Origin of the sequence: Pseudomonas alkylphenolica (assembly GCF_000746525.1) — a bacterium.
Classification (GTDB): Bacteria; Pseudomonadota; Gammaproteobacteria; order Pseudomonadales; family Pseudomonadaceae; genus Aquipseudomonas; species Aquipseudomonas alkylphenolica.
Genome location: NZ_CP009048.1, coordinates 338956 through 362487 on the forward strand (window position 1 = coordinate 338956; position 23532 = coordinate 362487).

The following is a 23532-nucleotide window of genomic DNA, read 5'->3' on the forward strand; positions in this document are numbered from 1 at the left end:
GCCCACCTTGCGGTGAGCCTCTTTTTTACTGCGTATGGTGCCGGCACCAGGAATCGAACCCGGGACCTACTGATTACAAGTCAGTTGCTCTACCATCTGAGCTATACCGGCACAGGGGCGTCATTATAGCGATCAGTTTGCGTCTGTAAACTACTTCTGCAAGATTCCTCGCAATACCTGTTTTCAACCGGCATCACGAGGCATTTTCTTACCAACCGCGGTGCAATGTCGTGGCGTCGGGTTCGGCTTTGCTTGGGTCGAACAACATCGGCTTGTGATCGTGGCAGCCGCGCTTGTTGCAGTGCATGTAAGGCTGCGCCGGCAGGCCGTTGTCGCCCAGGACCTGCATCTTTGGCATGTCCCAGCTGGCGTCCGGCGTGTAGCTTGCGCTGCTGCAACCGGCCAGGGTCAGGATGAAGCTGAGCAAGGCAAGTGAGCTGAGTGTGTTCACAGTGAATTCCGTTTTCCGAAGGTTTCAGTCTTTGATGAGGATGCGCTGGATGGTGCCGCCGCAAGCCTGGTAGCAGCTGTCGTAGTCGTTGCCACAACTGAAGCTCGAGCCACTGCTGTACGGGTAGCTGGGGTAGTAGCAACTTTTGTGTGCGTCTTTTTTGCTCTTGCCGGCCTGGCAGTATTGGTAGCTTCTGAGGTTGGCCTGGTACAGGGCCTGCTCGCTGTTCTCTTGCAGGCGCGCCATCTGTTTGCAGTGGTTGCGTTCGCTGGCGCAGCTGTTGATGCAGTTCATGCCCATTACGCTGGGCGGGGGCGAGTATCTATAGGTGTAGCTGGGGCCGCAGCCGCCGAGCAGGGCGACAGCCAGGAGCAGCGCAACGCGCCACTTGAGTGAATTGCTCACGAGTTACCACTTCCTTGATCATTCCTCGCTGAACTCCAGCAGGTCACCTGGCTGGCAGTTCAACGCGCGACAGAGTTTCTCCAGGGTTTCGATCTTGAAACCCTTGATCTTGCCGTTTTTCAGCAACGACAGGTTCGCTTCCGTAATCCCGATAATTTCGGCCAGATCCTTGGAACGGATCTTGTTTTTGGCCATGACCACGTCGAGGCGGATGATTATCGGCATAGGGGGAAGCTAGACATAACAGTTGTGTTCATCGCTGATGGTTTTGGCGTCACGCATGAGGAGTGAAAAGGCGCAGAGCAATATCCCTTTCATGATCTCGTAAACCGCCACGGATGATACACCGATCGATACGCTGAAGCTTCTTTCCCCGGCCGGCAGGTCGATGGCAAAGGCCAGGCCCTGGAGGGTGCCGATCAGCGGCCAGAGCATTGGTGTGCAGATGCACAGCAGGCCTACCCACCACAGTAACTTGATGTTCGACGCGGTCCAGGTTTGTCCTTTGGACAGACGCATGAAGAACAGCCCGGTGAAGAACAGCGCCAGCACCGAGAGGCTGCTGGGGATCAGCTCGAGGGCCAGTACCAGGCTCAGGGCCAGGGTAGAAGGTTGATGGTCGGGTGCCAGCAGCAGTGGCATCTGATCGCCATAGCTTTGCAGGTAGGCGCTTTGTACCTGGGCTTTGTCGAATACCCAGAGCAGCAAGTTGCCGCCAAATTCGACGATGGCGGTTGTCCAGGTGAGGAGGGCGGCGAAGGCGCCGATCACTCGAAGGCGCGAGCGCGCATAGGCCACTGTTTTACTGTTCATGGATTGCCTCCGTTCGGTGTTGAGCGGTGGGCATTATTTTCTAGAAATTATCGTAATACAATAATTAATTGTTGTATTTGTGGGTGTGCGGCGTTTTGACTCATCGCGGGGCAAGCCCGCTCCCACCTAGACACCCTGTAGGAGCGGGCTTGCCCCGCGATGCTTTTGAGACTGGAAAGTATAATTTACGAACCTTTCTGCAGCCTTTAAGGGCTTTCACCTGAATACGTGCTCAAAGACGCGAAATTTAATTAGTCATTTTCTATCGATTTGACTTTAACGATGCTTTGAGCTAATTTGTTGTTCATTATGTTGAACACTAAAGCGTTTCTGCTCCCCACCTCTCGTCTGGCTTCCCGTGAAAATCACTGGACCGGCGGTCTCTAGCGCCTCCCCCGACAAACAGCCTTTTCTTTCTTTTTGTCTGTAAGCCGTCGCCGTTTGTGCGCCGGGTTTGTGTCGCCCGTGGGAGGGCATCATGCGTTCCTGGATCTATCTGTTTATCGCTATCACTGCTGAGGTGATCGGCACTGCGTCGATGAAATTCGCCGCCACTGAGCACCCGGTGCTTGGCCATGGCTTGATGTACGCGATGATCGGTCTGTCGTACTTCTTCCTGGCCCTGGCAGTAAAACGTGTGCCGGTGGGCGTGGCTTACGCGCTGTGGGAAGGCATCGGTATCGTGCTGATCACCCTGATCAGCGTTACCTGGCTGGGTGAAAGCCTCGGCCTGCTTAAAGCCGCGGGCCTGGGTGTGATGATCGCCGGTATCCTGCTGATCAAGGCCGGTACCCGCCCGGCACCTGCCGAGCGCAACATGGAGGCCCTGCCATGCTAAGCATGAACTGGATTCCTTTTGCCTGGTTGGGCCTGGCTATCGTGCTGGAAGTTATCGCCAACCTGCTGCTCAAATACTCCGACGGCTTGCGCAAGCGTGGCCTGGGGATTCTGTCGATTCTCTGTGTGCTGGTAGCGTTTACCGCGCTGGCTCAGGCTGTTCGCGATATTGAACTGTCGCTGGCTTATGCCATTTGGGGCGGTTTCGGCATCCTCGCCACTGTAGCGATGGGTTGGGCACTGTTTGGCCAGCGTCTGGCCGGGCGGGGCTGGTTGGGCCTGGTGCTGTTGCTGGCGGGCATGAGCCTGCTGAAACTGGCCTGATTTACCTGCTTAGAGCAAATCGCTAAAGCGCTTATGCACAACGCATGTGCCAGCCGGGCAGTACGTGCGTCGGAGCGCCGCAGGCCATTGGTCTTTGCGCAAATGGCTGTTTTTGCTAGCGATAAGCTGCTGGATAAAAAACCACCAATCACCGAAAGCGCTTGGATCCAAGGATTTTCAGGGCTTTTTCAAAAGGTTGCCCACAGACTTATCCACAGGCTGCGCACAGTTGGCAGCGGCTACTGGCGTTCGGCCAGAAGCATCAGATTGCGCGGTGTCAGCGGTTGCTCGCAAAACACCCCCAACTGCACCCGGTAGCCTTGCTCCTGCAAGTACAAGCCGCGGTCCAGCACCAGCCACATTTCCAGCGGGCGCCGGAACAGATTGCGCAGCAGTTCCAGGTTGCGTACCTCGGCCAAGCGTTGCCAGCCTTTGGCCTGCAGTGCCTCCCAGTCGGGGACGTGATCGATCTGCAGGTCTTTGCGGGCAGCCAGATCCCGGCAGTAGTCGGCAAAGGGCTTGTGCAGCCAGCTGACCGGTAATGACGGCGTCGGCAAATACTCATCCTTGCCGCGCAGCTGGCGTTGCAGCAGATCGAATCCCAGGCGCCTGGCCATCGACTCGTCGCGCTGGCGTCGTACCCGCGCGCCAGCGGTAACGGTTTCGCTCAGGGGCAGACCCAGATCATCAATGGACAGCTGTAGCCCTGAAGCAATGGCAGCAGTGGACATCGGCTGGTACTGCGCTGCCTGAATGCGGTTGTAGCAGCAAGGTGCGATGGCCAGCTGGCGGCAGCCCTGACGGCTGGCCAGTTGCATCAAGCGGACATGCAGATCACCGCAGGCATGCAGGGCCACCGCAGTATGTGCACTACTCAGGTGGCGATCGGCATCGTCGGCCAGCACGTCCTGCAACAGGTGCTGGCTGGGCAGGCCGTGATGCTGAATGAGCTGCTGGCCTGCTTCGACCAGTGCCGCGTCGTATTCCAGGCAGGTCAGTTGTTGTCTCTCGACCTGCAGCAGCCGACGGCCAAGGTGGCCTTTGCCCGAGCACCAGTCGAGCCAGTGTTGCGGTTGGCGGGTAAAACCCAGATGGCTGGCAAACGCTTCGATCTGCTGCCACTTGCGCCCAGGCACGTCGACATTCAAACGATGGCCTGCCGAGGGCAGAGCGACTGTGGATAACTCACCGACCTCTGACAGCTGAGCGGCCAGGCTGGCCAACTGTGGAAAAGGCGCGGGGGCGTGCAATTGTTCGGGGTGATTGTGTGCTGCTTCCGCCTCGTTCAGCGAGCGCTGCCGCAACCAGCTGGCCAGGGCCGGGTGCTCGGTCTCCCAGGGCAGGTGCAGCTGGGTGAAGGGGCGTGGCCGCCAAAGCGACTGGTGCTCGCGCAGGAAGCCGTCCAGGGCCTGGAAGCGGCTGAGCAACTGGTTATCTTCGAGCGGGCGGGCAGTGGTCATGGGCAGATACGAAAACGGGGCTGTGATCAGCCCCGTTATACAGGTTCAGCGACCCTGGCAGGCGTCGACGCGCAGCCAGCGTTCGAGTTGCTTGAACGCTTGCACCAGGAGGAACGAGATCAACAGATAAAACAGGCCCGCTGCGAAGAAGATCTCCACCGGCAAATAGGTGCGGGCGATGATCGTCCGCGCCATACCGGTCAACTCCAGCAGTGTCACGGTACTCGCCAGGGCGCTGGCCTTGAGCATGAGGATCACTTCGTTGCTGTAGGCCGGCAGGCCGATCCGCGCCGCGCGCGGCAGCATGATGTAGAACATTGCTTTGGCCCTGGACATGCCCAGTGCCCGCGCCGCTTCGATTTCACCGCGTGGAATGGCCTGCAGCGCGCCGCGCAGGATCTCGGCGATGTAGGCGGCGGTGTGCAGGGTCATGGTCAGCACGGTGCACCAGAACGGATCGCGCAAATAGGGCCACAAGGCGCTGTTGCGCACGGCATCGAACTGCGCCAGGCCGTAGTACACCAAAAACAGCTGAACCAGTAACGGCGTGCCACGGAAGAAGAAGATGTAGCCGAAGGGCAGGGCGCGCACGTACCAGTGTCGGGAAGAGCGGGCGATACCCAGCGGAATGGCCAGGATCAGGCCGGCAATCACGGCGATGGCTACCAGTTCGAGGGTCAGTGTGGCGCCTTGGGCCAGGCGTGGCAGCCACTTGATGATGACTTCCCAGTTCATTGGTTAGGCCTCACGAAGCCGCGTGCGGCACGTTTTTCCATGAAGTGCATGCCGGTCATGGCAAGGATGGTCAGGCCCAGGTAGATAACCGCGGCGACCATATAGAAGGTGAAGGGCTGCTTGCTCACCGTCACGGCAATCTGCGAGTGACGCATGATCTCTTCCAGGCCGATCACCGATACCAGCGCGGTGTCCTTCATCAGGATCATGAACAGGTTGCCAAGGCCCGGGAGGGCGATGCGCCACATCTGCGGAAGGATAAGCTTGGAGAAGATCCGCCCTTTGGAAAGGCCCAGGGCCAGGCCTGCTTCACGGTGGCCCTTGGGGATGGCCAGGATCGCGCCGCGGAAGACCTCCGTGGCATACGCGCCGAAGCACAGGCCCAGAGCGATCACGCCCGCAGCAAAGGCGTTGAGCTCAAGGCCGGGAATATTCAGGGCTTCGCCGAGCCGGTTCATCAGGCTGACGGTGCCAAAGTAAATCAACAACACCCAGAGCAGTTCGGGTACGCCACGAACCAGCGTGGAGTAGAAGCCACCCAGCCATCGCAGGGGTTTGTACGGCGAAGTCTTGGCCAGGGCGCCAAGCAGCCCCAGCACCAGCCCCAGACATAGGGCCGACAACGCGAGTTTGACGGTCATCAGCGTCCCGGCCACCAGGGCCGGACCGAATCCGTAGAGATCAATATTCATGGGCAGGTTTGTTCAAGGGACCGGCATCGCCCTCAGGGCGATGCCGGTCGGGGCGAATCAATAGATGCTGAACGGGAAGTACTTGTTGTTGATCTTCTCGTAGGTGCCGTCGGCAACGATTTCCTTCAGTGCGGCGTTCAGCTTGTTGCGCAGTTCATTGTCGCCTTTGCGCACAGCGATACCGACCTTGTCGCTTTCGTTCACCGGCTCGCCTTTGAACTCGTAGTTTTTGCCGGCTTCGGACTTGAGCCAGTCGTAGTTGGCGTACTTGTCTGCCAGCAGGGCGTCGACGCGGCCTGAGGTCAGGTCCAGGTAGGCGTTTTCCTGAGTGTCGTAAAGGCTGACTTTGAACTTGCCGTCCATGCCGCCGTGATCGTCGAGCCAGATAGCGGCCTGGGTGGCGCGCTGGGTGCCGAGGGTCTTGCCGGCGAGCGAAGCATCGTCAGTCTTGAAGTCGACGTTTTTCGGGGCGATGAACTGCTGCTTGTTCGAGTAGTACGGGTTGGTGAAGTCCACGGCCTGCTTGCGCTCGTCGGTAATCGACAGCGACGAGACGATGAAGTCGAACTTCTTGGCGTTCAGGGCCGGGATGATGCCGTCCCAGTCGGAGGTGACCACTTCGCACTCGACTTTCATCTTGGCGCACAGGGCGTCACCGATGTCTTTGTCGAAGCCGACGACCTGGCCGCTGGCATCCTTGTTGTTGAACGGCGGGTAAGCCGCCTCGATGCCCATCTTCAGTTTCTCGGCAGCCATTGCATTGGCCGAGAACACCAGCGTGGCGGCAGCGGCCAGGAGGAATTTCTTATAGGTCTGCATGCGTGTTGCTCCGTTAGCGGTTGCTGGACATGAATTGTTTACAACGCGCCGAGTTCGGGTTTTCAAAAACCTGCTGCGGCGTTCCCTGCTCTTCGACCAGCCCTTGGTGCAGGAAGACGACTTCACTGGACACCTGACGGGCGAAGCCCATTTCGTGCGTAACCAGTAGCATGGTACGGCCTTCTTCGGCGAGAGCGCGGATAACGTTGAGCACTTCCTGGACCATTTCCGGATCCAGGGCCGAGGTCGGCTCGTCGAACAGGATGACCTTGGGTTTCATTGCCAGGGTACGGGCAATGGCTGCGCGCTGCTGCTGGCCACCGGACAATTCGGCCGGGTAGCTGTGACGCTTGTTGTGGATCCCCACCTTGTTGAGCAGTGCCTCGGCATGCTCGATGGCTTCGACCTTGCTCTGGCCAAGCACGCGGCGTGGCGCCTCGATGATGTTGTCGAGGATGCTCATGTGCGGCCACAGGTTGAAATTCTGAAACACAAAGCCGATCTCGCTGCGCAGGCGATTGATCTGCTTGTTGTCGGCAGCCACCAGTTCGCCGTTCTTCGCGGACTTGAGCCGGAGTTCTTCACCGGCCACCAGGATCTGGCCCTGATGCGGGTTCTCCAGCAGGTTGATGCAGCGCAGCAGAGTGGACTTGCCGGAGCCGGAGGATCCCAGGATCGAGATCACGTCGCCATCGCGTGCGGTCAGCGAGATGCCTTTGAGGATCTCCTGATCGCCGTAGCGTTTGTGCAGGTTGCGGATTTCCAGCGCGGGCGTGGCCTCAGCCATGTGCGGTCCTCATGTGTTCTGGTGCGCTCCTGCTGTTGGCGGCCTTCTTGGCGAGCGCCAAGCTAGCATAGCGGCCGAATGACAGCCAACAAGGTCGGGAGGGGCAAGCAGTTGCCAGGTGGGCGAGTGTCGCATCGCTGCAGCGGACTGTCGCGCGGATGACCACTTGCCCTCGTTTCCAGGGCCGGAGCCTTGATGAAAAAAGGCGCGATGGTGCCATTTTTGGCCAGTGCTGGGAAGTCGTTTCTGACCTTGGGTACAGCTTCGGGCCGTGAATCGCGGCTTTGGTTGTACCTGAGGGTTGCGCCTTTTTGTTTCTTCGATGTGCGTGAGGTGTTACCGCTGGATGATTTTGGTGCACCTGGGGCATTTGTAAGTGGGTATTTCAGTAATCGTGGTTTTCCGAGGGTTTTTGAGGGTCTTTCGGTCAGCTTCTGGCAGAAAGGCCTGTAAGCCTTGTTTGACGGGGGTGTGAGATATTTCGAACGAACGGTCATCGTGCTGGCGCGGATATTGCCTTATCGATCGGCAACAGGATGTAGCAATCTTTTTATCCAAGGCGCGCCTCAGGTCGCAGGATCAGAACGCAATTCTTGCAAAGGTAGTTTTATGAGCGGTACGCACAATTCCAATGACCTCGCTCAGGGGCTCAAACAACGGCATGTCACCATGCTGTCCATTGCTGGTGTTATCGGTGCCGGCCTGTTCGTAGGCTCTGGCCACGCCATCGCCGCCGCCGGCCCGGCCGTTCTGCTGGCCTATGCCGCCGCCGGTACCCTGGTGGTGCTGGTGATGCGCATGCTCGGGGAGATGGCGGTCGCCTCGCCGGATACCGGGTCCTTCTCTACTTATGCCGACAAGGCCATCGGCCACTGGGCCGGTTTTACCATTGGCTGGCTGTACTGGTGGTTCTGGGTACTGGTGATTCCACTGGAAGCCAACGCCGCAGCGGCCATCCTGCATGCCTGGTTCCCTGATGTCGGCATCTGGGTCTTTAGTCTGGTCATTACCCTGCTGCTGACCGCGACCAACCTGTTCAGCGTGAAGAACTACGGCGAGTTCGAGTTCTGGTTTGCCCTGCTCAAGGTTATCGCCATCATCGGCTTCATTATTCTTGGCACGGCGGCCGTGTTCGGTTTCCTGCCTAACAGCCAGGTCAGCGGCGTCAGCCACCTGTTCGACACCCAGGGCTTCATGCCTAACGGTCTGGGCGCAGTGCTGGCGGCCATGCTGACCACCATGTTCTCGTTCATGGGTACCGAAATCGTCACGATTGCGGCAGCCGAATCCAAGGATCCGGGCAAGCAGATCTCCAAGGCCACCAATTCGGTGATCTGGCGGATCTTCCTGTTCTACCTCGTATCGATCTTCCTGGTCGTGGCGCTGGTTCCATGGAACAGCAGTGAGCTGGCAGAAGTCGGTTCCTACCAGACCGTGCTGAACCTGATGGGCATTCCTAACGCCAAGCTGATCGTCGACATCGTTGTGTTGATCGCGGTAACCAGCTGCCTGAACTCGGCGCTGTACACCTCCTCGCGCATGCTCTTCTCCCTGAGCAAGCGTGGCGATGCGCCGGCCGTGGCCCAGCGCACCACCTCCAGCGGTACCCCGTACGTTGCGGTGGTGCTGTCGACGGCGGCGGCGTTCCTGACTGTGGCTGCCAACTACGTGGCACCTGCCGCGGTGTTCGAGTTCCTGCTGGCCAGCTCCGGCGCCATTGCCTTGCTGGTGTATCTGGTGATTGCCATCTCGCAGTTGCGCATGCGCCGCCAGCGTATGGCGCGTGGCGAGAAGATCGCGTTCAAGATGTGGCTGTTCCCGGGCCTGACCTGGGCGACCATCTTCTTCATCGTTGCCATTCTCACCGTGATGCTGATCCGTCCGGATCACCGTATCGAGATCATCGCGACCGGCTTGCTGTCGATTGCCGTGGTTGCGGCCGGCCTGCTGGTGGCGCGCAAGCGCAAGGCCGAGGCGGCTGGGCGTGCGGTGCTGAACAACTGATTCAGGGCTGTTGAAATGAAAAGGCCGCGATCTGTAAGGATCGCGGCCTTTTTGTTTAGCGAAGCATCGCGGGACAAGCCCGCTCCCACCGGGATTTAGGTGATCTCTGTGGGAGCGGGCTTGCCCCGCGATGAGGCCTTTGAAATCAGCCGAACATCTTCTGTTGCTGCTTGGCCACTGCTTCCGAGGCCGAGATGTAGGCTTCCTGGAACTCGTCGCTTTCCAGCCAGGCCATGGTGGTGGCTTCGTCAGCCCCGTCCAGCCATTTGCGGTAGGCGCTGAAGACCATGACGATGTAGTCGGTGGCGTGCTCTTCCTTGTGGCCTTTGAGTACCAGGGCCAGCAGCGGGTCGACCAGGAACACCGAAATCAAGGCCACCAGGCCGCCTTCCTGGGCTTGCTTCATCTTTTCGAACAGGGCGCTGTAGCTGCCCGAGTTCATGGCCTTGTCGAAGACCTGCTCGACGCTGGCGCTGGAGCTTTCGCCGGAGCTCTTGACCGCCTGGCCGCTACGCACCATGCGATTCTCGCGAGCCTTGGTGGCGGCGCGCTTGGCGCGTTTCTGTTGTTTGCTGTTGGAGGCCATCGGTGAATCCTGAGTCGTAAAATTTTGCGTATTGAAGCCTAGTTGGCAAAGAAACCCAAGTGCCGCCGACGGCCTTCGCTCAGGCGGGCTGTGCCAGCTCGCCGCGGTCTTCCTCGACAAGCACCCGTGCCGCGCGCTCAACCAGCAGCGGATCGGGCTGGTGGGCCACGCCCAGGTCCTTGCCCGGGTAGTCGAGCGAATGCAGGAAATGACGGATGCAGTTGATCCGTGCGCGCTTCTTGTCGTCGGACTTGATCACCGTCCAGGGCGCGTCGGCAGTGTCGGTATGGAAGAACATCGCCTCTTTGGCGGCGGTGTACTCATCCCACTTGTCCAGCGACTTGATGTCGATGGGCGACAGTTTCCAGTGCTTGAGCGGATCGTCGCGGCGCGAGATGAAGCGGCGCAGCTGTTCTTCGCGGTTGACCGAGAACCAGTATTTGAACAGCAGGATGCCGCTGTTGCAGAGCATGCGCTCCAGGTCAGGTGCCTGGCGCATGAACTCCAGGTACTGCAGCGGCGAGCAGAAATCCATTACCCGTTCGACGCCGGCGCGGTTGTACCAGGAGCGGTCGAAGAAAACCATTTCACCGGCAGTCGGCAGGTGCTGGATGTAGCGCTGGAAGTACCACTGGCCCTTTTCCTGCTCGGAGGGCTTCTCCAGGGCGACGATGCGCGCGCCGCGCGGGTTCAGGTGCTCCATGAAGCGTTTGATGGTGCCGCCTTTGCCGGCCGCGTCACGGCCTTCGAACAGCACGACAATGCGCTGGCCGGTTTCCTTGGCCCAGCTCTGCACCTTAAGCAGTTCGATCTGCAGCTCGTGCTTGGCCTTTTCGTACTCCGCGCGGCGCATACGGTTGCGGTAGGGGTAGCTGGCGGGCAGTTTTGCAGTAGTGCTGTCTTCGTTCGAGCCGCGCGGGGCGGAGGCTACCTTCAGTGCGGCCGGTTGCTGGCTGATGGCGCTGATTTCAGCGTCGGCGGTGACAGTGCCGGGCTTGCGGGTGGTGCGTGGTCGCCGTGGGCGGCTGGTGCCGGGCGCGCGTGACGGGGTCTGGCTGGTACTGGCCGATGTGTCTGAAGTCGGTGAGGGCAGAGGCAGGGCAGTTGATTCTTCGCTCATTGGGGGCCTGTTGGGTTTTTCGAATGTCCTTCAGGCAGCATACGGCAGTGTGGCAAGCGCGCACTGACGGTGGTCAACGCCCCGCTTTTTTATGGCGAAAACAAAAAACCCCTGAATCTCGCGATTCAGGGGTTTCGGTATTAGTGGTGCCCAGAGACGGAATCGAACCGCCGACACGGGGATTTTCAATCCCCTGCTCTACCGACTGAGCTATCTGGGCAACGGGGCGCATTAAAAGGCTTTTTCAGGTTTGCGTCAACGACTTTTTGAAAATTTTTTAAATTAATTCCGTCGCTTACGATTTTTCGGGGTTATTCGGCTGGTGGAACGTAGCCTTCGGCCTTTTCGAATTCCTGGCCGGAGAAGAACTTGTCCATCTCGCCCTGGAGGAATTTGCGGTCCTCGGCGTTCATCATGTTCAAGCGCTTCTCGTTGATCAGCATGGTCTGTTCCTTCTGCCAGTCGGCCCAGGCCTTCTGCGAGATGTGCTCGTAGATGTCCTGGCCCTTGGCGCCCGGGTACGGTGGGCGCTCCAGACCTGGCAGTTGTTCTTTGTACTTGCGGCACATTACGGTGCGGGTCATCGCGACTCTCCTGCAATCAAAACGTCGGCCGCGCGTTTCAGCAGTTTTTTCACCGGGGCGGCAAGGCCCAGGCGCGGCGGGGTGGCGAGGTTATACCAGAGCCAGTCGGCCTCGGCCACGTGGGCCCGGGTGTCATCGACCCGGACCAGCCATGGTTCGATGGCCAGCTGGAAATGGCTGAAGGTGTGCGTCAGGCCGTCCAGCGCCTGGCTGGCGCTGAGGCTCAGCCCGTGCTGGTCGGCCAGGTCGTCGAGCTGTTCCAGGTTGTCCAGCTCCGGCAGGCTCCACAAGCCGCCCCAGAGCCCTGTGGAAGGGCGCCGGTAAAGCAGGATGGCACCTTCGCGGTTTGCCAGCAGCGGCATCAGCGTGCGCCGCTGTGGCAGCTCCTTGCGCGGTTTGGGTATCGGGTAGCGAATCTCCTGGCCGAGCATGTGTGCTTCGCAACCGAGCTTGAGCGGGCACAGCAGGCAACTGGGTTTGCTGCGGGTGCACAGGGTGGCGCCGAGGTCCATCATCGCCTGGGTGTAGTTATTGACCCGGGTGTGAGGGGTATAGCGTTCGGCGTTGGCCCACAGGGCTTTGGCCACTTTCGGCTCGCCCGGATAGCCTTCCTGGGCGGTGTAGCGGGCCAGTACGCGCTTGACGTTGCCGTCGAGGATCGGCGCGCGCAGGCCCATGCTGATGCTGGCAATGGCGCCGGCGGTGGACAGGCCGATGCCGGGCAGATCGGTCAGCTTTTCGACATCGCGGGGGAATTCGCCGCCGTACTGCTCGACGACGATTTTCGCGGTCTTCTGCAGGTTGCGCGCGCGGGTGTAGTAACCCAGGCCTGTCCACAGGTGCAGCACTTCGTCTTCAGGGGCTTCGGCCAGGGCCTGCACGGTCGGTAGCGCGGCCATGAAGCGGTCGAAGTAATTGAGCACGGTGCTGACCTGGGTCTGCTGCAGCATGATTTCCGAAACCCACACCCGATAAGGCGTGATGCCCTGTTGCCAGGGCAGGTCATGACGGCCGTTACGGTCGTACCACTCCAGCACGGCGCTGGAAAACTGCTCAGGACTCATCGCTTGAACAACCCCTTGAGCGCATCTTTGAGCTCCGGACTGACCTTGTCACCGAGTTTCTCGTCGATCTTGTCGCTGAGTTTTTCGCTGACTTTGTCGCCCGCCAGCTTGGCGGCGACTTTGCCCAGCGCATCTTTGTCCAGGCGGCAGGCTTTGGCGCCCAGCTCAAGCGGGCCACGGCAGCGCAGCGGCAGTTCGAGGCCGACATAGCGCTCGCCGACCTGGCAGGCAGGGTCCGGCATGTCGCGTTTGTCGCCCTCAACGATCACGCCCACCCGGTAGTCCATACCCAGCACGCGCAGGTCGAGGTCGCCATGGCCGTTGACGGTTAGGCCGGGAATACGCGCCTTGAGGTCAGGGTTGCTGGCCACGCCATTACGCAGTACCAGGCTGCCTTTGAGCTCCTGGAAGGGCGTGTCCTTGCCGCGGGGTTCGCCGCTCAGGGCTTTGCGGTTGAGGGTGGCGATGGCCTGGCACAGCTGTTGTTCAAGGTTGGCGTTGACCAGGATACCGTCGTTGATGACAAAGCTGGCGTTGCCATTGAGGGTGTCGACCAGCGCCTTCTGACTGTTGCCGGTGGCGGTCAGGTCGCTGCTCAGGGTCAGCAGGCCCTTGACCGGCGGAGTTTCGGTCTGGCTCTTGATGAAGTGCTCGACCGGCACCCGGTTGACCTTGGTGGTGAGGCCGATCTGCGGCACCGCCGGGCGCACATCCAGGGTGCCCTTGCTTTCGAAGTCGCCGTCATACAGGCCGCCGCGCAGGGCTTCCAGGGTGATCAGGCCGCCCTGGCCCTGGGCTTTCAGGTGGGCGTTTTCGATCGGTAGTTTCTCCAGGGTCAGCAGGCCGAACGTCAGGTCAGCCTGCAGATCGAGCTGGCGCAGGCGATCGACCGGCAGCAGCTTGTCGTTGCTCCAGGCCACCTGGGTCGGGGCGTCGGGCAGCGGCGTGTTGCCGGCGCTGGCCAGGGCGCTTTGTTCCTTGCTCTTGACCTCGGCCTGGCGCGCTGCAGTGGCACTGGCCGCCGCCTCACTCTTGGCCGGCATATAGCGGTCGGCGTCGAACTTGTCGGCCTTGAGCTGAATGCGCAGGGCTTGTTTGGCGAAGTCTTCGACCGCCAGGCGGCCACTGAAGGTGCTGTCGTCGAGTTTTACCGCCAGGTCTTCCAGGGCCAGGCTGGTGGGGCTGCCTTGCAGGCGGCTGACCAGTTCGAACTTGTTCAGCGCGCTGGCGTCAGCTGTGGCGGGCAGCGTCACGCCGACGCTGTCGAGGAAGGTACGCAGGTTGATCTGGGCGATCGACAGGCCACCCGTCAGTTGCGGGGTCTTGTCCAGGTCACGCAGGTTCAGTTCGCCAAGGGCGCGCAACTGGTTGGCCGAGAGTTTCAGGCCGTTCCATTCGGCGACGTTGGCTGCCAGGTCGACCAGCAATTGGCCCTGGGCAGCGAAGGTCAGGGTTTTGCCCTGCAGAGGCTCGCCCGAGGCTTCGCCGCTGAGCTTCATGTCTTCGAACTGGTAGCGCTTGAGGCGGCGGTCGAAACGCAGCTCGCCGTTGAGTTCCGTGCGTGCTTTGAGTACCGGTTGCCCGACGCTGACAAAGGCGGTCATTTTCAGCGGGATATTCACCCCTTCGTGGACCGCGCCGGTGCTCAGCTGGATGCTTTCGGCGCCAAAGGTCTGACCGCTGCGTGCATCGCTGTACTGAACCCGGGCGTTGTTCACGGTCAGGCTGTCGATATCCAGCTTGACCGGACGCTCGTTGCTGTCGCTCTTGGTCTCGGCCTTGGCCGTGGCTTCGCCAGCAGGTGCGGGTGCGGCGCCCTCGGCGGGGGCTGCTGCAGCGACCGGCAATGGCTTGCCGATGTCTTCCCAGTTGCCGTGGCCGTTCTCGTCACGGCTCAGGCTCAGGTTCAGACCTTCGACGCGTACGTCGCTCATCTGCACTTCGCGGCGCAACAATGGCAGGACGCGCACTGACAGACCGAGCATCTGCAGATCGGCAAACGGCACTTTCGGGTTGTTCAGGGTGGCGATGCTGGCTTCATGCAGCTCCAGCCCCAGCCAGGGGAACAGGCTCCAGCCGATGTCGCCATTGAGCGTCAGCTCGACGTGGGCTTTGTCGCGTGCAAGTTGGCGAATCTCGTCTTTGTAGTCGTTGGGATCGAAGAGGTGGGTCAGGGCAAATCCCAGAGCCACAATGATCAGCAACAACCCGAGAAGCACCAGCCCCAGGATTTTGCCGAACGCTTTCATGGGCGAGTCCTTGTAGTTCGATTCTAAAATTTAGCCGCAGAGTATAGCGCTGCGCTTGGCGTCGCTGGAGATGCTCAAGGATTACTGAGGATTTCTCCTACGGCGCTGGCCTGATTTGCTCAGGATTTCGACAGCGATGGGTATGACAGTTCCTTGCGCGCAGTGATCAGCTGCCGAACAAAAGACGATATCAGTTTGCTTTCAAAGGCAGAGGCTAATGCTACTCTTGCGCCGCTCACAGGCCCTTGTGCGGCGATTTGTCGCGTTTTATAGGGCATCTGTGCCAAAAAACGATCAGTTGCCTATGTGCCAAGGTCGTGAGCCGTGAGCTGACCATCTCTACGCGGGGAACACAATAAATGAACAGCAGTATCACGGCAGGCACGTTAACCAGCAGCCCTGGTTTTCTGTCCAAGGAGCGGATCATCGCCGCGCCTGGTTTCAACCGCTGGCTGGTACCACCGGCGGCGCTGGCCATCCACCTGTGCATCGGCATGGCCTACGGTTTTTCGGTGTTCTGGTTGCCGTTGTCGCAAGCGATCGGTATTACCGCGCCGCTCGCCTGCGCGCCGGACATGAGCTTCTTCGCCCGCCTGTTCAGCACTGAATGCGACTGGCAGATCTCGATGCTCAGCTGGATCTATACCCTGTTCTTCGTGTTCCTCGGCTGTTCTGCCGCCGTTTGGGGTGGCTGGCTGGAGCACGCTGGGCCACGCAAGGCCGGGGTGGTTTCGGCGTTGTGCTGGTGTGGTGGCCTGCTGATCTCGGCGTTCGGTATCTATAGCCACCAGCTCTGGCTGATGTGGCTGGGCTCGGGTGTCATCGGCGGTATCGGCCTGGGCCTGGGCTATATCTCGCCGGTTTCGACCTTGATCAAGTGGTTCCCGGACAAGCGCGGCATGGCCACCGGCATGGCGATCATGGGCTTTGGCGGTGGCGCCATGGTGGGCGCGCCACTGGCGGCAGCGCTGATGAACCACTTTGCCAGCCCTGAAGGCGTAGGCGTCTGGCAGAGCTTCGTGGTGATGGCGGTAATTTACTTCGTGTTCATGATCGGCGGTGCCTTGGCCTATCGAGTGCCACCGACCGGCTGGAAGCCCGAAGGCTGGACCGCACCGCTGAAGAAAGCCAGCAACGCGATGATTACCCACCGCCACGTACATGTCAGTGTGGCGTGGAAAACGCCGCAGTTTGCATTGATCTGGTTGGTGTTGTGCCTGAACGTGTCGGCAGGTATCGGTATCCTGGGCATGGCCTCGCCACTGCTGCAGGAAGTTTTTGCCGGCAAGTTGCTCGGCAACGACTTGAGCTTCAGCGAACTCAGCAGCACGCAACTGGCGCAGATTGCCGCAATTGCTGCCGGCTTTACCGGCCTTTTGAGCCTGTTCAATATCGGTGGGCGGTTTTTCTGGGCGTCGTTCTCCGACTACATCGGGCGCAAGAACACCTATTTCGCCTTCTTCGCCCTGGGTGTCGCGCTGTATGCGCTGGTGCCGAACATGGGCCACCTGGGCAATATCGCCCTGTTCGTGGCGGCGTTCTGCATCATCCTGTCGATGTACGGCGGCGGCTTCGCCACGGTGCCGGCGTATCTGGCCGACCTGTTCGGCACGCAGATGGTCGGCGCCATTCATGGTCGTCTGTTGACTGCCTGGGCTGCTGCTGGCGTGCTGGGGCCGGTGCTGATCACCTACCTGCGTGAGTACCAGCTGGCGCTGGGCGTGGAGCGTGCGGCGGTCTACGACATCACCCTGTACATCCTGGCCGGCCTGCTGGTGCTGGGGTTTGTCTGTAACGCGCTGGTGCGCCCGGTGGCCGACAAGTACTTCATGACCGATGCGCAGCTGGCGGCGGAACAGGCGCTGAGCCATGACCAGGGCAACGGCAACGCCCGGGTGCTGGAGTGGCATGCGGCGCCGGGCAGTCTGCCGCTGGTGGTCGCTGCCTGGCTGGTGGTGGGGATTCCACTGGCCTGGGGGATCTGGGTGACGCTGCAAAAAACCGCGGTGCTGTTCAACTGACTCGGTAGGAGCGGGCTTCGGTGGGAGCGGGCTTGCCCCGCGATGCAATGTGACTGAACAACCGCGATCGCGGGGCAAGCCCGCTCCCACCGAGTTGCCCCAGCGGTCACTGTTCCAATCAGAAGTTGCAGAAAATCATCATGTGGCAGGTAAATCCCCTGCCACATGTCATCTTCGTTTCATGCCACGCGCTTCTAGGCCTATAATGATCACCTTTTTCGCCCAATGATTTTGCGGAGCTGGTGATGGTCGAACGTAAGGCTTCCGTCGAGCGCAATACTCTGGAAACCCAGATCAAGGCCTCGATCAACCTGGATGGCAGCGGCAAGGCCCGATTTGATATCGGTGTGCCTTTCCTTGAACACATGCTCGACCAGATCGCCCGACATGGGCTGATCGATCTCGACATCGAGTGCAAGGGCGACCTGCATATCGACGATCACCATACCGTCGAAGATGTCGGTATCACCCTCGGCCAGGCTTTCAACCAGGCCATCGGCGACAAGAAGGGCATCCGCCGCTACGGCCATGCCTATGTGCCGCTGGATGAAGCCCTGTCGCGTGTGGTCATCGACTTCTCCGGCCGTCCCGGCCTGCAGATGCACGTGCCCTACACCCGCGCCTCGGTAGGCGGCTTCGATGTCGACCTGTTCCAGGAATTCTTCCAGGGCTTCGTCAACCACGCCAACGTCACCCTGCACATCGACAACCTGCGTGGGCACAACACCCACCACCAGATCGAAACGGTGTTCAAGGCGTTCGGCCGCGCGCTGCGCATGGCGATCGAGCTGGACGAGCGCATGGCCGGGCAGATGCCATCGACCAAGGGTTGCCTGTAATGCAGACAGTTGCCGTTATCGACTATGGCATGGGCAACCTGCACTCGGTGGCCAAGGCCCTGGAGCACGTCGGCGCCGGCAAGGTGCTGATTACCAGCGACGCTGCGGTAATCCGCGAGGCTGACCGCGTGGTGTTCCCAGGTGTCGGTGCGATTCGCGACTGCATGGCCGAGATTCGCCGCCTGGGCTTCGACAGCCTGGTGCGTGAAGTCAGCCAGGACCGTCCGTTCTTCGGCATTTGCGTCGGCATGCAGGCGTTGCTCGATCACAGTGAAGAGAACGACGGTGTCGACTGCATCGGCCTGTTCCCAGGCCAGGTGAAGTTCTTCGGCAAAGACCTGCACGAAGAGGGCGAGCACCTGAAGGTGCCGCACATGGGCTGGAACGAAGTTAGCCAGGCCATCGACCACCCGCTGTGGCACAACATTCCTGACCTGGCGCGCTTCTATTTCGTCCACAGCTACTACATCACCGCGGCCAAGGCCGTGCAGGTGGTGGGGCGCGGTCACTATGGCGTCGATTTCGCCGCCGCGCTGGCCGAAGGTTCGCGTTTTGCCGTGCAGTTCCATCCGGAGAAGAGCCATACCCATGGCCTGCAGCTGCTGCAGAACTTCGCCGCCTGGGACGGCCGCTGGTAATGAGCAAGTCCAGGACCAAGGCACCGATTCTCACCCTCGCCCCGGAACAGGAACGCGAGGCGCTGGATGTTCTCAAGCGCTTCCTCGAAGACCGTTTCGAGTTGCAGCTGGGGTCGTTCGAGGTCGCCGAGGTGCTGGATCTGTTCACCAAAGAGATTGCCCCGCACTACTACAACAGGGCGATTTTCGATGTGCAGAACCACCTCAAGGAACGGTTCGAAAGCATCGAAAGCGACCTGTGGGCGCTCGAGAAGAACTGACTTCCCGAGCATCACTGTTTACCGAATAGACAGGTTTTGCAGATGCTGATTATCCCCGCTATCGATCTCAAGGACGGTGCTTGCGTACGCCTGCGCCAAGGCCGCATGGAAGATTCCACGGTTTTCTCCGACGACCCGGTGAGCATGGCCGCCAAGTGGGTCGAAGGCGGCTGCCGCCGTCTGCATCTGGTTGACCTCAACGGCGCTTTCGAAGGCCAGCCGGTCAACGGCGAAGTGGTGACCGCCATTGCCAAGCGCTACCCGAACCTGCCGATCCAGATCGGCGGCGGTATCCGTTCGCTGGAAACCATCGAGCACTACGTCAAAGCCGGCGTCAGCTACGTGATCATCGGCACCAAGGCGGTCAAAGAGCCGGAGTTCGTCGCCGAAGCCTGCCGCGCGTTCCCGGGCAAAGTCATTGTCGGCCTGGACGCCAAAGACGGTTTCGTCGCCACCGACGGCTGGGCTGAAGTCAGCTCGGTGCAGGTCATCGACCTGGCCAAGCGTTTCGAAGCTGACGGCGTCTCGGCCATCGTCTACACCGACATCGCCAAAGACGGCATGATGCAAGGCTGCAACGTGCCTTTCACCGCCGCCCTGGCCGCGGCCACCAAGATCCCGGTCATCGCCTCCGGCGGTATCCACAACCTGGGTGACATCAAGGCCCTGCTCGACGCCAAGGCGCCAGGCATCATCGGTGCGATCACCGGCCGCGCCATCTACGAAGGCACCCTGGATGTCGCCGAGGCACAAGCCTTCTGCGACAGCTATAAAGGCTGAGGACTCCGACATGGCACTGGCCAAGCGCATCATCCCTTGCCTGGACGTGGACAACGGCCGGGTGGTCAAGGGCGTCAAGTTCGAGAACATCCGCGATGCCGGTGACCCGGTGGAAATCGCCCGGCGCTACGATGAACAGGGTGCTGACGAAATCACCTTCCTCGACATCACTGCCAGCGTCGATGGCCGCGATACCACCCTGCATACCGTCGAGCGCATGGCCAGCCAGGTGTTCATCCCGCTGACCGTGGGCGGTGGCGTGCGTACCGTGCAGGACATCCGCAACCTGCTCAATGCCGGTGCCGACAAGGTCTCGATCAACACTGCCGCAGTGTTCAACCCGGAGTTCGTTGGCGAGGCTGCCGCGCACTTCGGTTCGCAGTGCATCGTGGTTGCCATTGACGCCAAGAAGGTTTCCGGCCCGGGCGAAACCCCGCGCTGGGAAATCTTCACCCACGGCGGTCGCAAGCCGACCGGCCTGGACGCGGTGGAGTGGGCGAAGAAGATGGAAGGCCTGGGTGCCGGTGAGATCCTGCTGACCAGCATGGATCAGGACGGCATGAAGAACGGCTTTGACCTGGGCGTGACCCGGGCCATCAGCGATGCCCTGGGCATTCCGGTGATTGCTTCAGGTGGTGTGGGTAACCTGCAGCACCTGGCTGACGGGATTCTGGAAGGTCATGCCAGCGCAGTGCTAGCGGCAAGCATCTTCCACTTCGGTGAGTACACGGTGCCGGAAGCCAAGGCGTTCATGGCCAAGCAAGGCATCGTCGTCCGCTGACAGTCCTCTATCGCGGGGCAAGCCCGCTCCCACCGGAATTGAGGTGATCCCGGTGGGAGCGGGCTTGCCCCGCGATAGCATTCACCCCAGATTCTTGCCCAACAGCGCGTGATACAACTCGCTGTCACCGAGAATCCCCACCACCGTATTACCTTCCTGCAGCACCAGCTTGTTACCGGTCTGGTAACGGATCTGCAGGGCCTCACGCATACCGATGCTGGCACTGACCAACGTTGGCTTGCGGGCTAGTCCTTCCACCGCTTCCCCTGGTGCCCAGTTCTGCAGGTCCATACCCGTAGCGCCCTGACGCGCGCCCTTGATGGTATTGCCTTCGGCCAGATCCAGCCACGAGTCGCCACCCGGATCGATACACACCGAACCATTGATGCGCTTGCACTTGTCCAAGGTGCGCATCAGGCTGCGGCCACACAGCACGTTGAGTGGGTTGGTATGGGCGACGAAGGTCCGTACATATTCGTCTGCCGGGTTGAGGACGATCTCTTCAGGCTTGCTGTACTGGATGATCTTGCCGTCTTTCATGATGGCGATCCGGCTGCCCAGCTTCAGTGCTTCGTCCAGGTCGTGGCTGACGAAGACGATGGTCTTGCTCAGCTTGCGTTGCAGCTCCAGCAGCTCGTCCTGCAGGCCCTGACGGATCAGCGGGTCGAGGGCCGAGAAGGGTTCGTCCATCAGCAGGATGTCGGCGTCCATGGCCAGCGCGCGGGCCAGGCCCACACGTTGCTGCATGCCGCCTGAGAGTTCATCGGGCTTCTTGTTGCGCCATTGCGTCAGGCCGACCAGTTCGAGTTTCTCGTCGACCAGCTTGCGCCGCTCTTTCTCCGGGCGCCCCTGCATTTCCAGGCCGAAGCTGATGTTCTCGCGCACCGTCAGCCAGGGCATCAGGGCGAACTTCTGGAACACCATGGCGATGCGCTTGGTGCGCATCATCTTCAGTTCCGCCGGGGTGCAATGGGCGATGTCGATATGCGAGCCTTCGTGCTCGACGAACAACTTGCCGCGGCTGACGGTATTGAGGCCGTTGATGCAGCGCAGCAGGCTCGACTTGCCTGAACCGGACAGGCCCATCAGCACGCAGATCTCGCCTTTGTTGATATCCAGGTTGGCCTTTTCCACGCCGACTACCAACCCGGTTTTTTTCAGGATCTGCTCCCGCGAAAGGCCTTGGTCTAGCAGGCTGAGGGCCTCACGCGGTCGGTTGGAGAAGATAACGTCTACATCTTCGAAGCGAATAATGCTCATGCTTCACTCCTTACCGGTGCGTCGGGTTGTTTGCAGATACGGTCGAGCATGATCGCCAGCAATACGATTGCCAGACCCGCTTCGAAGCCCAGGGCGATATCGGCGGTGTTCAATGCGTTGACTACCGGTTTGCCCAGACCATCAGCGCCCACCAGCGCGGCAATCACCACCATCGACAGCGACAACATGATGCATTGGGTGACGCCGGCGGCGATGCTCGGCATGGCATGCGGCAGTTCGATGCGTGACAGCAGTTGGCGGCGTGAGCAACCGAAGGCCTTGCCGGCATCGAGCAGTTCCTGGGGCACATCACAGATACCCAGGTAGGTCAGGCGGATCGGCGCGGCGATGGCGAACACCACCGTCGAGATCAGCCCGGGGACCACGCCCAGACCGAACAGGGTCAGGGTCGGGATCAGGTACACGAAGGTAGGGACCGTCTGCATCAGGTCGAGGACCGGGCGCATGGCGGTGTAGAACATCGGTTTGTGCGCGGCGAGGATGCCCAGCGGTACGCCGATGGCCACGCAGACCAGGGTGGCGAACAGCACCTGGGCCAGGGTCTCCATGGTCTCTTGCCAGTAACCGAGGTTGAGGATCAGCAGGAATGACAGCACGCAGAAGGTGGTCAGCGCCCATTTGCGCTGGATCAGGTGCGCGATCACTGCAATCAGGCCGATCAGGACGAAGGGATTGAACCAGGTCAGTGCCCCGGTTACACCGTGGATCATGTATTCCAGTGCCGCAGCGAAAGCATCGAAGTAGTTGGCGCCGTGTTGCGTCAACCATTCAACGAAGCCTGCGATGTACTGGCCCAGAGGGAGTTTTTCATCGATCAGCATGATAGCGAGCGTCCACCTGCAAAAAATTGAAGACAGCCTGCGGCGGGGCCAGCCCGCCGCAGGCAGTGCTTACTGCGTCAGTTTGGCCTTGGCCGCCTCCAGGCCCGGTTTGCCGTCAACGGTGGTAACCCCTGCCAGCCAGGTATCGAGTACCTGAGGGTTGTTTTTCAGCCAGGCCTTGGCGGCTGCGTCGGGTTTCATCTTGTCGTCCAGGACGTTGCCCATCAGGGTGCTTTCCATGTCCAGGGTGAAGGACAGGTTTTTCAGCAGCTGGCCGACGTTGCTGCATTCCTGCACATAACGCTTGCGGGTATTGGTGAGCACGGTGGCTTTACCGTAGTCGGGGCCAAAGAAATCATCGCCGCCGTCGAGGTATTTCATCTTGAAACGGGTGTTCATCGGGTGTGGTTCCCAGCCCAGGAACACCACCGCAGTGTCGCGGCGCTGGGCACGTTCAACCTGCGAAAGCATGCCTGCCTCGCTGGACTCGACCACCTTGAAACCGGCGTCCTTGAGGCCAAATGCGTTCTTGTCGATCATGCTCTGGATGGTGCGGTTGCCGTCGTTGCCCGGCTCGATGCCGTAGATCTTGCCGTCCAGTTCCTTCTTGAACTTGGCAATGTCGGCGAAGTTTTTCAGGCCCTTGTCATACAGCGCCTGCGGTACGGCCAGGGTGTACTTGGCGTTCTCCAGGTTGGCCCGCACGGTTTCCACCGTACCGGCATCACGGTACTGCTTGATGTCGTTTTCCATGGTCGGCATCCAGTTGCCGAGGAACACATCCATATTCTTGCCGTCGGCCAGCGACTTGTAGGTCACTGGCACCGAAATCATGGTGGTCTTGGTTTTGTAGCCCAGCGATTGCAGCACCACACTGGTCACCGCGGTGGTCACGGTGATATCGGTCCAGCCGACATCGGAGAAGTTGACGGTATGACACTGCTCAGGCTCGGTGGCCTGGGCCAACAGCGGCACACTCAGTAGCGCGGTCAGCAATAGCGAGGGTGAACCTTTCATGCGATGGACTCCTGATGTTTTTTCTCGGATGTCCCACGGGACCGCCGTGCTTTATGGTTTGCATTCGGTCGGGCCTGACTATCGGGCGATAGCGGGACAGGTGCCGTGCAATCGAGTCGATACCGATCATCTAACAGCGAAAATCAAACGCCTACAGGGTGCGT

At 60.4% G+C, this 23532-nt stretch carries 27 protein-coding genes and 2 tRNA genes; 10 read left to right on the top strand and 19 right to left on the bottom strand.

The annotated features are described in order from the left end of the window. Positions 1-35: 35 nt before the first annotated feature. The 5 genes from PSAKL28_RS01555 to PSAKL28_RS01575 form a co-directional block, all read right to left on the bottom strand. Positions 36-111 (bottom strand) — tRNA-Thr (locus PSAKL28_RS01555). Positions 112-208: 97 nt separating this feature from the next. After that, on the bottom strand, positions 209-451 hold the full coding sequence (locus PSAKL28_RS01560; RefSeq protein ID WP_038605719.1) for a hypothetical protein: 243 nt from the start codon (positions 449-451) through the stop codon (positions 209-211). A gap of 24 nt (positions 452-475) precedes the next feature. After that, positions 476-856 (bottom strand): Aq_678 family protein, encoded by a 381-nt coding sequence (locus PSAKL28_RS01565; RefSeq protein WP_038605721.1) that lies wholly within the window; start codon positions 854-856, stop codon positions 476-478. Between the two features lie 18 nt (positions 857-874). Then, positions 875-1081: a helix-turn-helix domain-containing protein gene (locus PSAKL28_RS01570; protein WP_038605723.1), complete on the bottom strand. Its 207-nt coding sequence runs from the start codon at positions 1079-1081 to the stop codon at positions 875-877. 9 nt (positions 1082-1090) lie between these two features. Beyond that, the gene (locus PSAKL28_RS01575) at positions 1091-1669 is read right to left on the bottom strand and encodes a hypothetical protein (protein ID WP_038605725.1); all 579 of its coding nucleotides are present in this window, start codon (positions 1667-1669) and stop codon (positions 1091-1093) included. Between the two features lie 478 nt (positions 1670-2147). Between PSAKL28_RS01575 and PSAKL28_RS01580 the strand changes: the two genes are divergently transcribed. Continuing rightward, positions 2148-2507 (top strand): multidrug/spermidine efflux SMR transporter subunit MdtJ, encoded by a 360-nt coding sequence (locus tag PSAKL28_RS01580; RefSeq protein ID WP_038605728.1) that lies wholly within the window; start codon positions 2148-2150, stop codon positions 2505-2507. Beyond that, complete coding sequence (gene mdtI, locus PSAKL28_RS01585; protein ID WP_038605730.1) at positions 2501-2830, top strand: multidrug/spermidine efflux SMR transporter subunit MdtI; 330 nt, start codon at positions 2501-2503, stop codon at positions 2828-2830. Before PSAKL28_RS01580 ends, mdtI begins: the two co-directional genes overlap by 7 nt. Before the next feature lie 239 nt (positions 2831-3069). Here mdtI and PSAKL28_RS01590 read toward each other — a convergent pair whose 3' ends face one another. Genes PSAKL28_RS01590 through PSAKL28_RS01610 form a run of 5 tightly spaced genes read right to left on the bottom strand, consistent with a single transcriptional unit; the run spans position 3070 to position 7323 of the window. Next, positions 3070-4290 carry a methyltransferase gene (locus tag PSAKL28_RS01590; protein ID WP_038605733.1) on the bottom strand — a complete coding sequence of 407 codons (1221 nt, stop codon included), beginning with the start codon at positions 4288-4290 and terminating at the stop codon, positions 3070-3072. A 45-nt stretch (positions 4291-4335) separates the two neighbouring features. After that, complete coding sequence (locus tag PSAKL28_RS01595) at positions 4336-5025, bottom strand: ABC transporter permease (protein ID WP_038605735.1); 690 nt, start codon at positions 5023-5025, stop codon at positions 4336-4338. Further along, the gene (locus tag PSAKL28_RS01600) at positions 5022-5717 is read right to left on the bottom strand and encodes an ABC transporter permease (RefSeq protein ID WP_038605738.1); all 696 of its coding nucleotides are present in this window, start codon (positions 5715-5717) and stop codon (positions 5022-5024) included. Before PSAKL28_RS01600 ends, PSAKL28_RS01595 begins: the two co-directional genes overlap by 4 nt. A gap of 57 nt (positions 5718-5774) precedes the next feature. Beyond that, positions 5775-6536 (bottom strand): ABC transporter substrate-binding protein, encoded by a 762-nt coding sequence (locus tag PSAKL28_RS01605; protein WP_038605740.1) that lies wholly within the window; start codon positions 6534-6536, stop codon positions 5775-5777. Positions 6537-6549: 13 nt separating this feature from the next. Further along, positions 6550-7323, bottom strand: a complete 774-nt coding sequence (locus tag PSAKL28_RS01610; RefSeq protein ID WP_038605744.1) for an ABC transporter ATP-binding protein — start codon at positions 7321-7323, stop codon at positions 6550-6552. Positions 7324-7518: 195 nt separating this feature from the next. On the opposite strand from PSAKL28_RS01610, the gene PSAKL28_RS27550 reads away from it, so the two are divergent. After that, complete coding sequence (locus PSAKL28_RS27550) at positions 7519-7776, top strand: hypothetical protein (protein WP_157686990.1); 258 nt, start codon at positions 7519-7521, stop codon at positions 7774-7776. Between the two features lie 156 nt (positions 7777-7932). Next, on the top strand, positions 7933-9327 hold the full coding sequence (gabP, locus tag PSAKL28_RS01615) for a GABA permease (protein WP_038605747.1): 1395 nt from the start codon (positions 7933-7935) through the stop codon (positions 9325-9327). A 145-nt stretch (positions 9328-9472) separates the two neighbouring features. Here gabP and PSAKL28_RS01620 read toward each other — a convergent pair whose 3' ends face one another. The 6 genes from PSAKL28_RS01620 to PSAKL28_RS01645 all read right to left on the bottom strand — a co-directional run bounded on the left by PSAKL28_RS01620 (position 9473) and on the right by PSAKL28_RS01645 (position 14930). Beyond that, entirely contained in the window at positions 9473-9913 is a 441-nt protein-coding gene (locus tag PSAKL28_RS01620) for a hypothetical protein (protein ID WP_038605749.1), read from the bottom strand. Positions 9914-9992: 79 nt separating this feature from the next. Further along, positions 9993-11033: a polyphosphate kinase 2 gene (gene ppk2 / locus PSAKL28_RS01625; protein ID WP_038605752.1), complete on the bottom strand. Its 1041-nt coding sequence runs from the start codon at positions 11031-11033 to the stop codon at positions 9993-9995. Between the two features lie 144 nt (positions 11034-11177). Further along, positions 11178-11253: transfer RNA gene (locus PSAKL28_RS01630), tRNA-Phe, on the bottom strand. 91 nt (positions 11254-11344) lie between these two features. Further along, on the bottom strand, positions 11345-11617 hold the full coding sequence (locus tag PSAKL28_RS01635; protein ID WP_038605754.1) for an oxidative damage protection protein: 273 nt from the start codon (positions 11615-11617) through the stop codon (positions 11345-11347). Further along, on the bottom strand, positions 11614-12681 hold the full coding sequence (mutY, locus tag PSAKL28_RS01640) for an A/G-specific adenine glycosylase (RefSeq protein WP_038605756.1): 1068 nt from the start codon (positions 12679-12681) through the stop codon (positions 11614-11616). Before mutY ends, PSAKL28_RS01635 begins: the two co-directional genes overlap by 4 nt. Beyond that, positions 12678-14930 (bottom strand): AsmA family protein, encoded by a 2253-nt coding sequence (locus tag PSAKL28_RS01645; RefSeq protein ID WP_038605759.1) that lies wholly within the window; start codon positions 14928-14930, stop codon positions 12678-12680. The genes mutY and PSAKL28_RS01645 overlap by 4 nt, the downstream gene beginning before the upstream one ends. 359 nt (positions 14931-15289) lie before the next feature. Here PSAKL28_RS01645 and PSAKL28_RS01650 point away from each other — a divergent pair, with 359 nt between their 5' ends. The 6 genes from PSAKL28_RS01650 to hisF all read left to right on the top strand — a co-directional run bounded on the left by PSAKL28_RS01650 (position 15290) and on the right by hisF (position 20249). Beyond that, positions 15290-16951, top strand: a complete 1662-nt coding sequence (locus PSAKL28_RS01650; protein ID WP_038605762.1) for an OFA family MFS transporter — start codon at positions 15290-15292, stop codon at positions 16949-16951. 245 nt (positions 16952-17196) lie between these two features. Next, a complete protein-coding gene (hisB, locus tag PSAKL28_RS01655; RefSeq protein ID WP_028942262.1) occupies positions 17197-17790 on the top strand; it encodes an imidazoleglycerol-phosphate dehydratase HisB in 594 nt (197 codons plus the stop codon). Beyond that, positions 17790-18428 carry an imidazole glycerol phosphate synthase subunit HisH gene (hisH, locus tag PSAKL28_RS01660; RefSeq protein WP_038605767.1) on the top strand — a complete coding sequence of 213 codons (639 nt, stop codon included), beginning with the start codon at positions 17790-17792 and terminating at the stop codon, positions 18426-18428. Before hisB ends, hisH begins: the two co-directional genes overlap by 1 nt. Beyond that, on the top strand, positions 18428-18688 hold the full coding sequence (locus PSAKL28_RS01665) for a DUF2164 domain-containing protein (protein ID WP_038605769.1): 261 nt from the start codon (positions 18428-18430) through the stop codon (positions 18686-18688). Before hisH ends, PSAKL28_RS01665 begins: the two co-directional genes overlap by 1 nt. Positions 18689-18730: 42 nt before the next feature. Then, complete coding sequence (hisA, locus tag PSAKL28_RS01670; protein WP_038605771.1) at positions 18731-19468, top strand: 1-(5-phosphoribosyl)-5-[(5-phosphoribosylamino)methylideneamino]imidazole-4-carboxamide isomerase; 738 nt, start codon at positions 18731-18733, stop codon at positions 19466-19468. 10 nt (positions 19469-19478) lie between these two features. Then, a complete protein-coding gene (gene hisF / locus PSAKL28_RS01675) occupies positions 19479-20249 on the top strand; it encodes an imidazole glycerol phosphate synthase subunit HisF (RefSeq protein ID WP_038605774.1) in 771 nt (256 codons plus the stop codon). Positions 20250-20330: 81 nt separating this feature from the next. On the opposite strand, the gene choV is transcribed toward hisF, so the two are convergent. From choV to PSAKL28_RS01690, 3 genes are all read right to left on the bottom strand, one after another. Beyond that, positions 20331-21509, bottom strand: a complete 1179-nt coding sequence (gene choV / locus PSAKL28_RS01680; protein ID WP_038605777.1) for a choline ABC transporter ATP-binding protein — start codon at positions 21507-21509, stop codon at positions 20331-20333. Further along, entirely contained in the window at positions 21506-22354 is an 849-nt protein-coding gene (gene choW, locus PSAKL28_RS01685) for a choline ABC transporter permease subunit (RefSeq protein WP_174446953.1), read from the bottom strand. Before choW ends, choV begins: the two co-directional genes overlap by 4 nt. A 66-nt stretch (positions 22355-22420) precedes the next feature. Beyond that, positions 22421-23368: a choline ABC transporter substrate-binding protein gene (locus tag PSAKL28_RS01690; RefSeq protein WP_038605783.1), complete on the bottom strand. Its 948-nt coding sequence runs from the start codon at positions 23366-23368 to the stop codon at positions 22421-22423. Between the last annotated feature and the right edge of the window lie 164 nt (positions 23369-23532).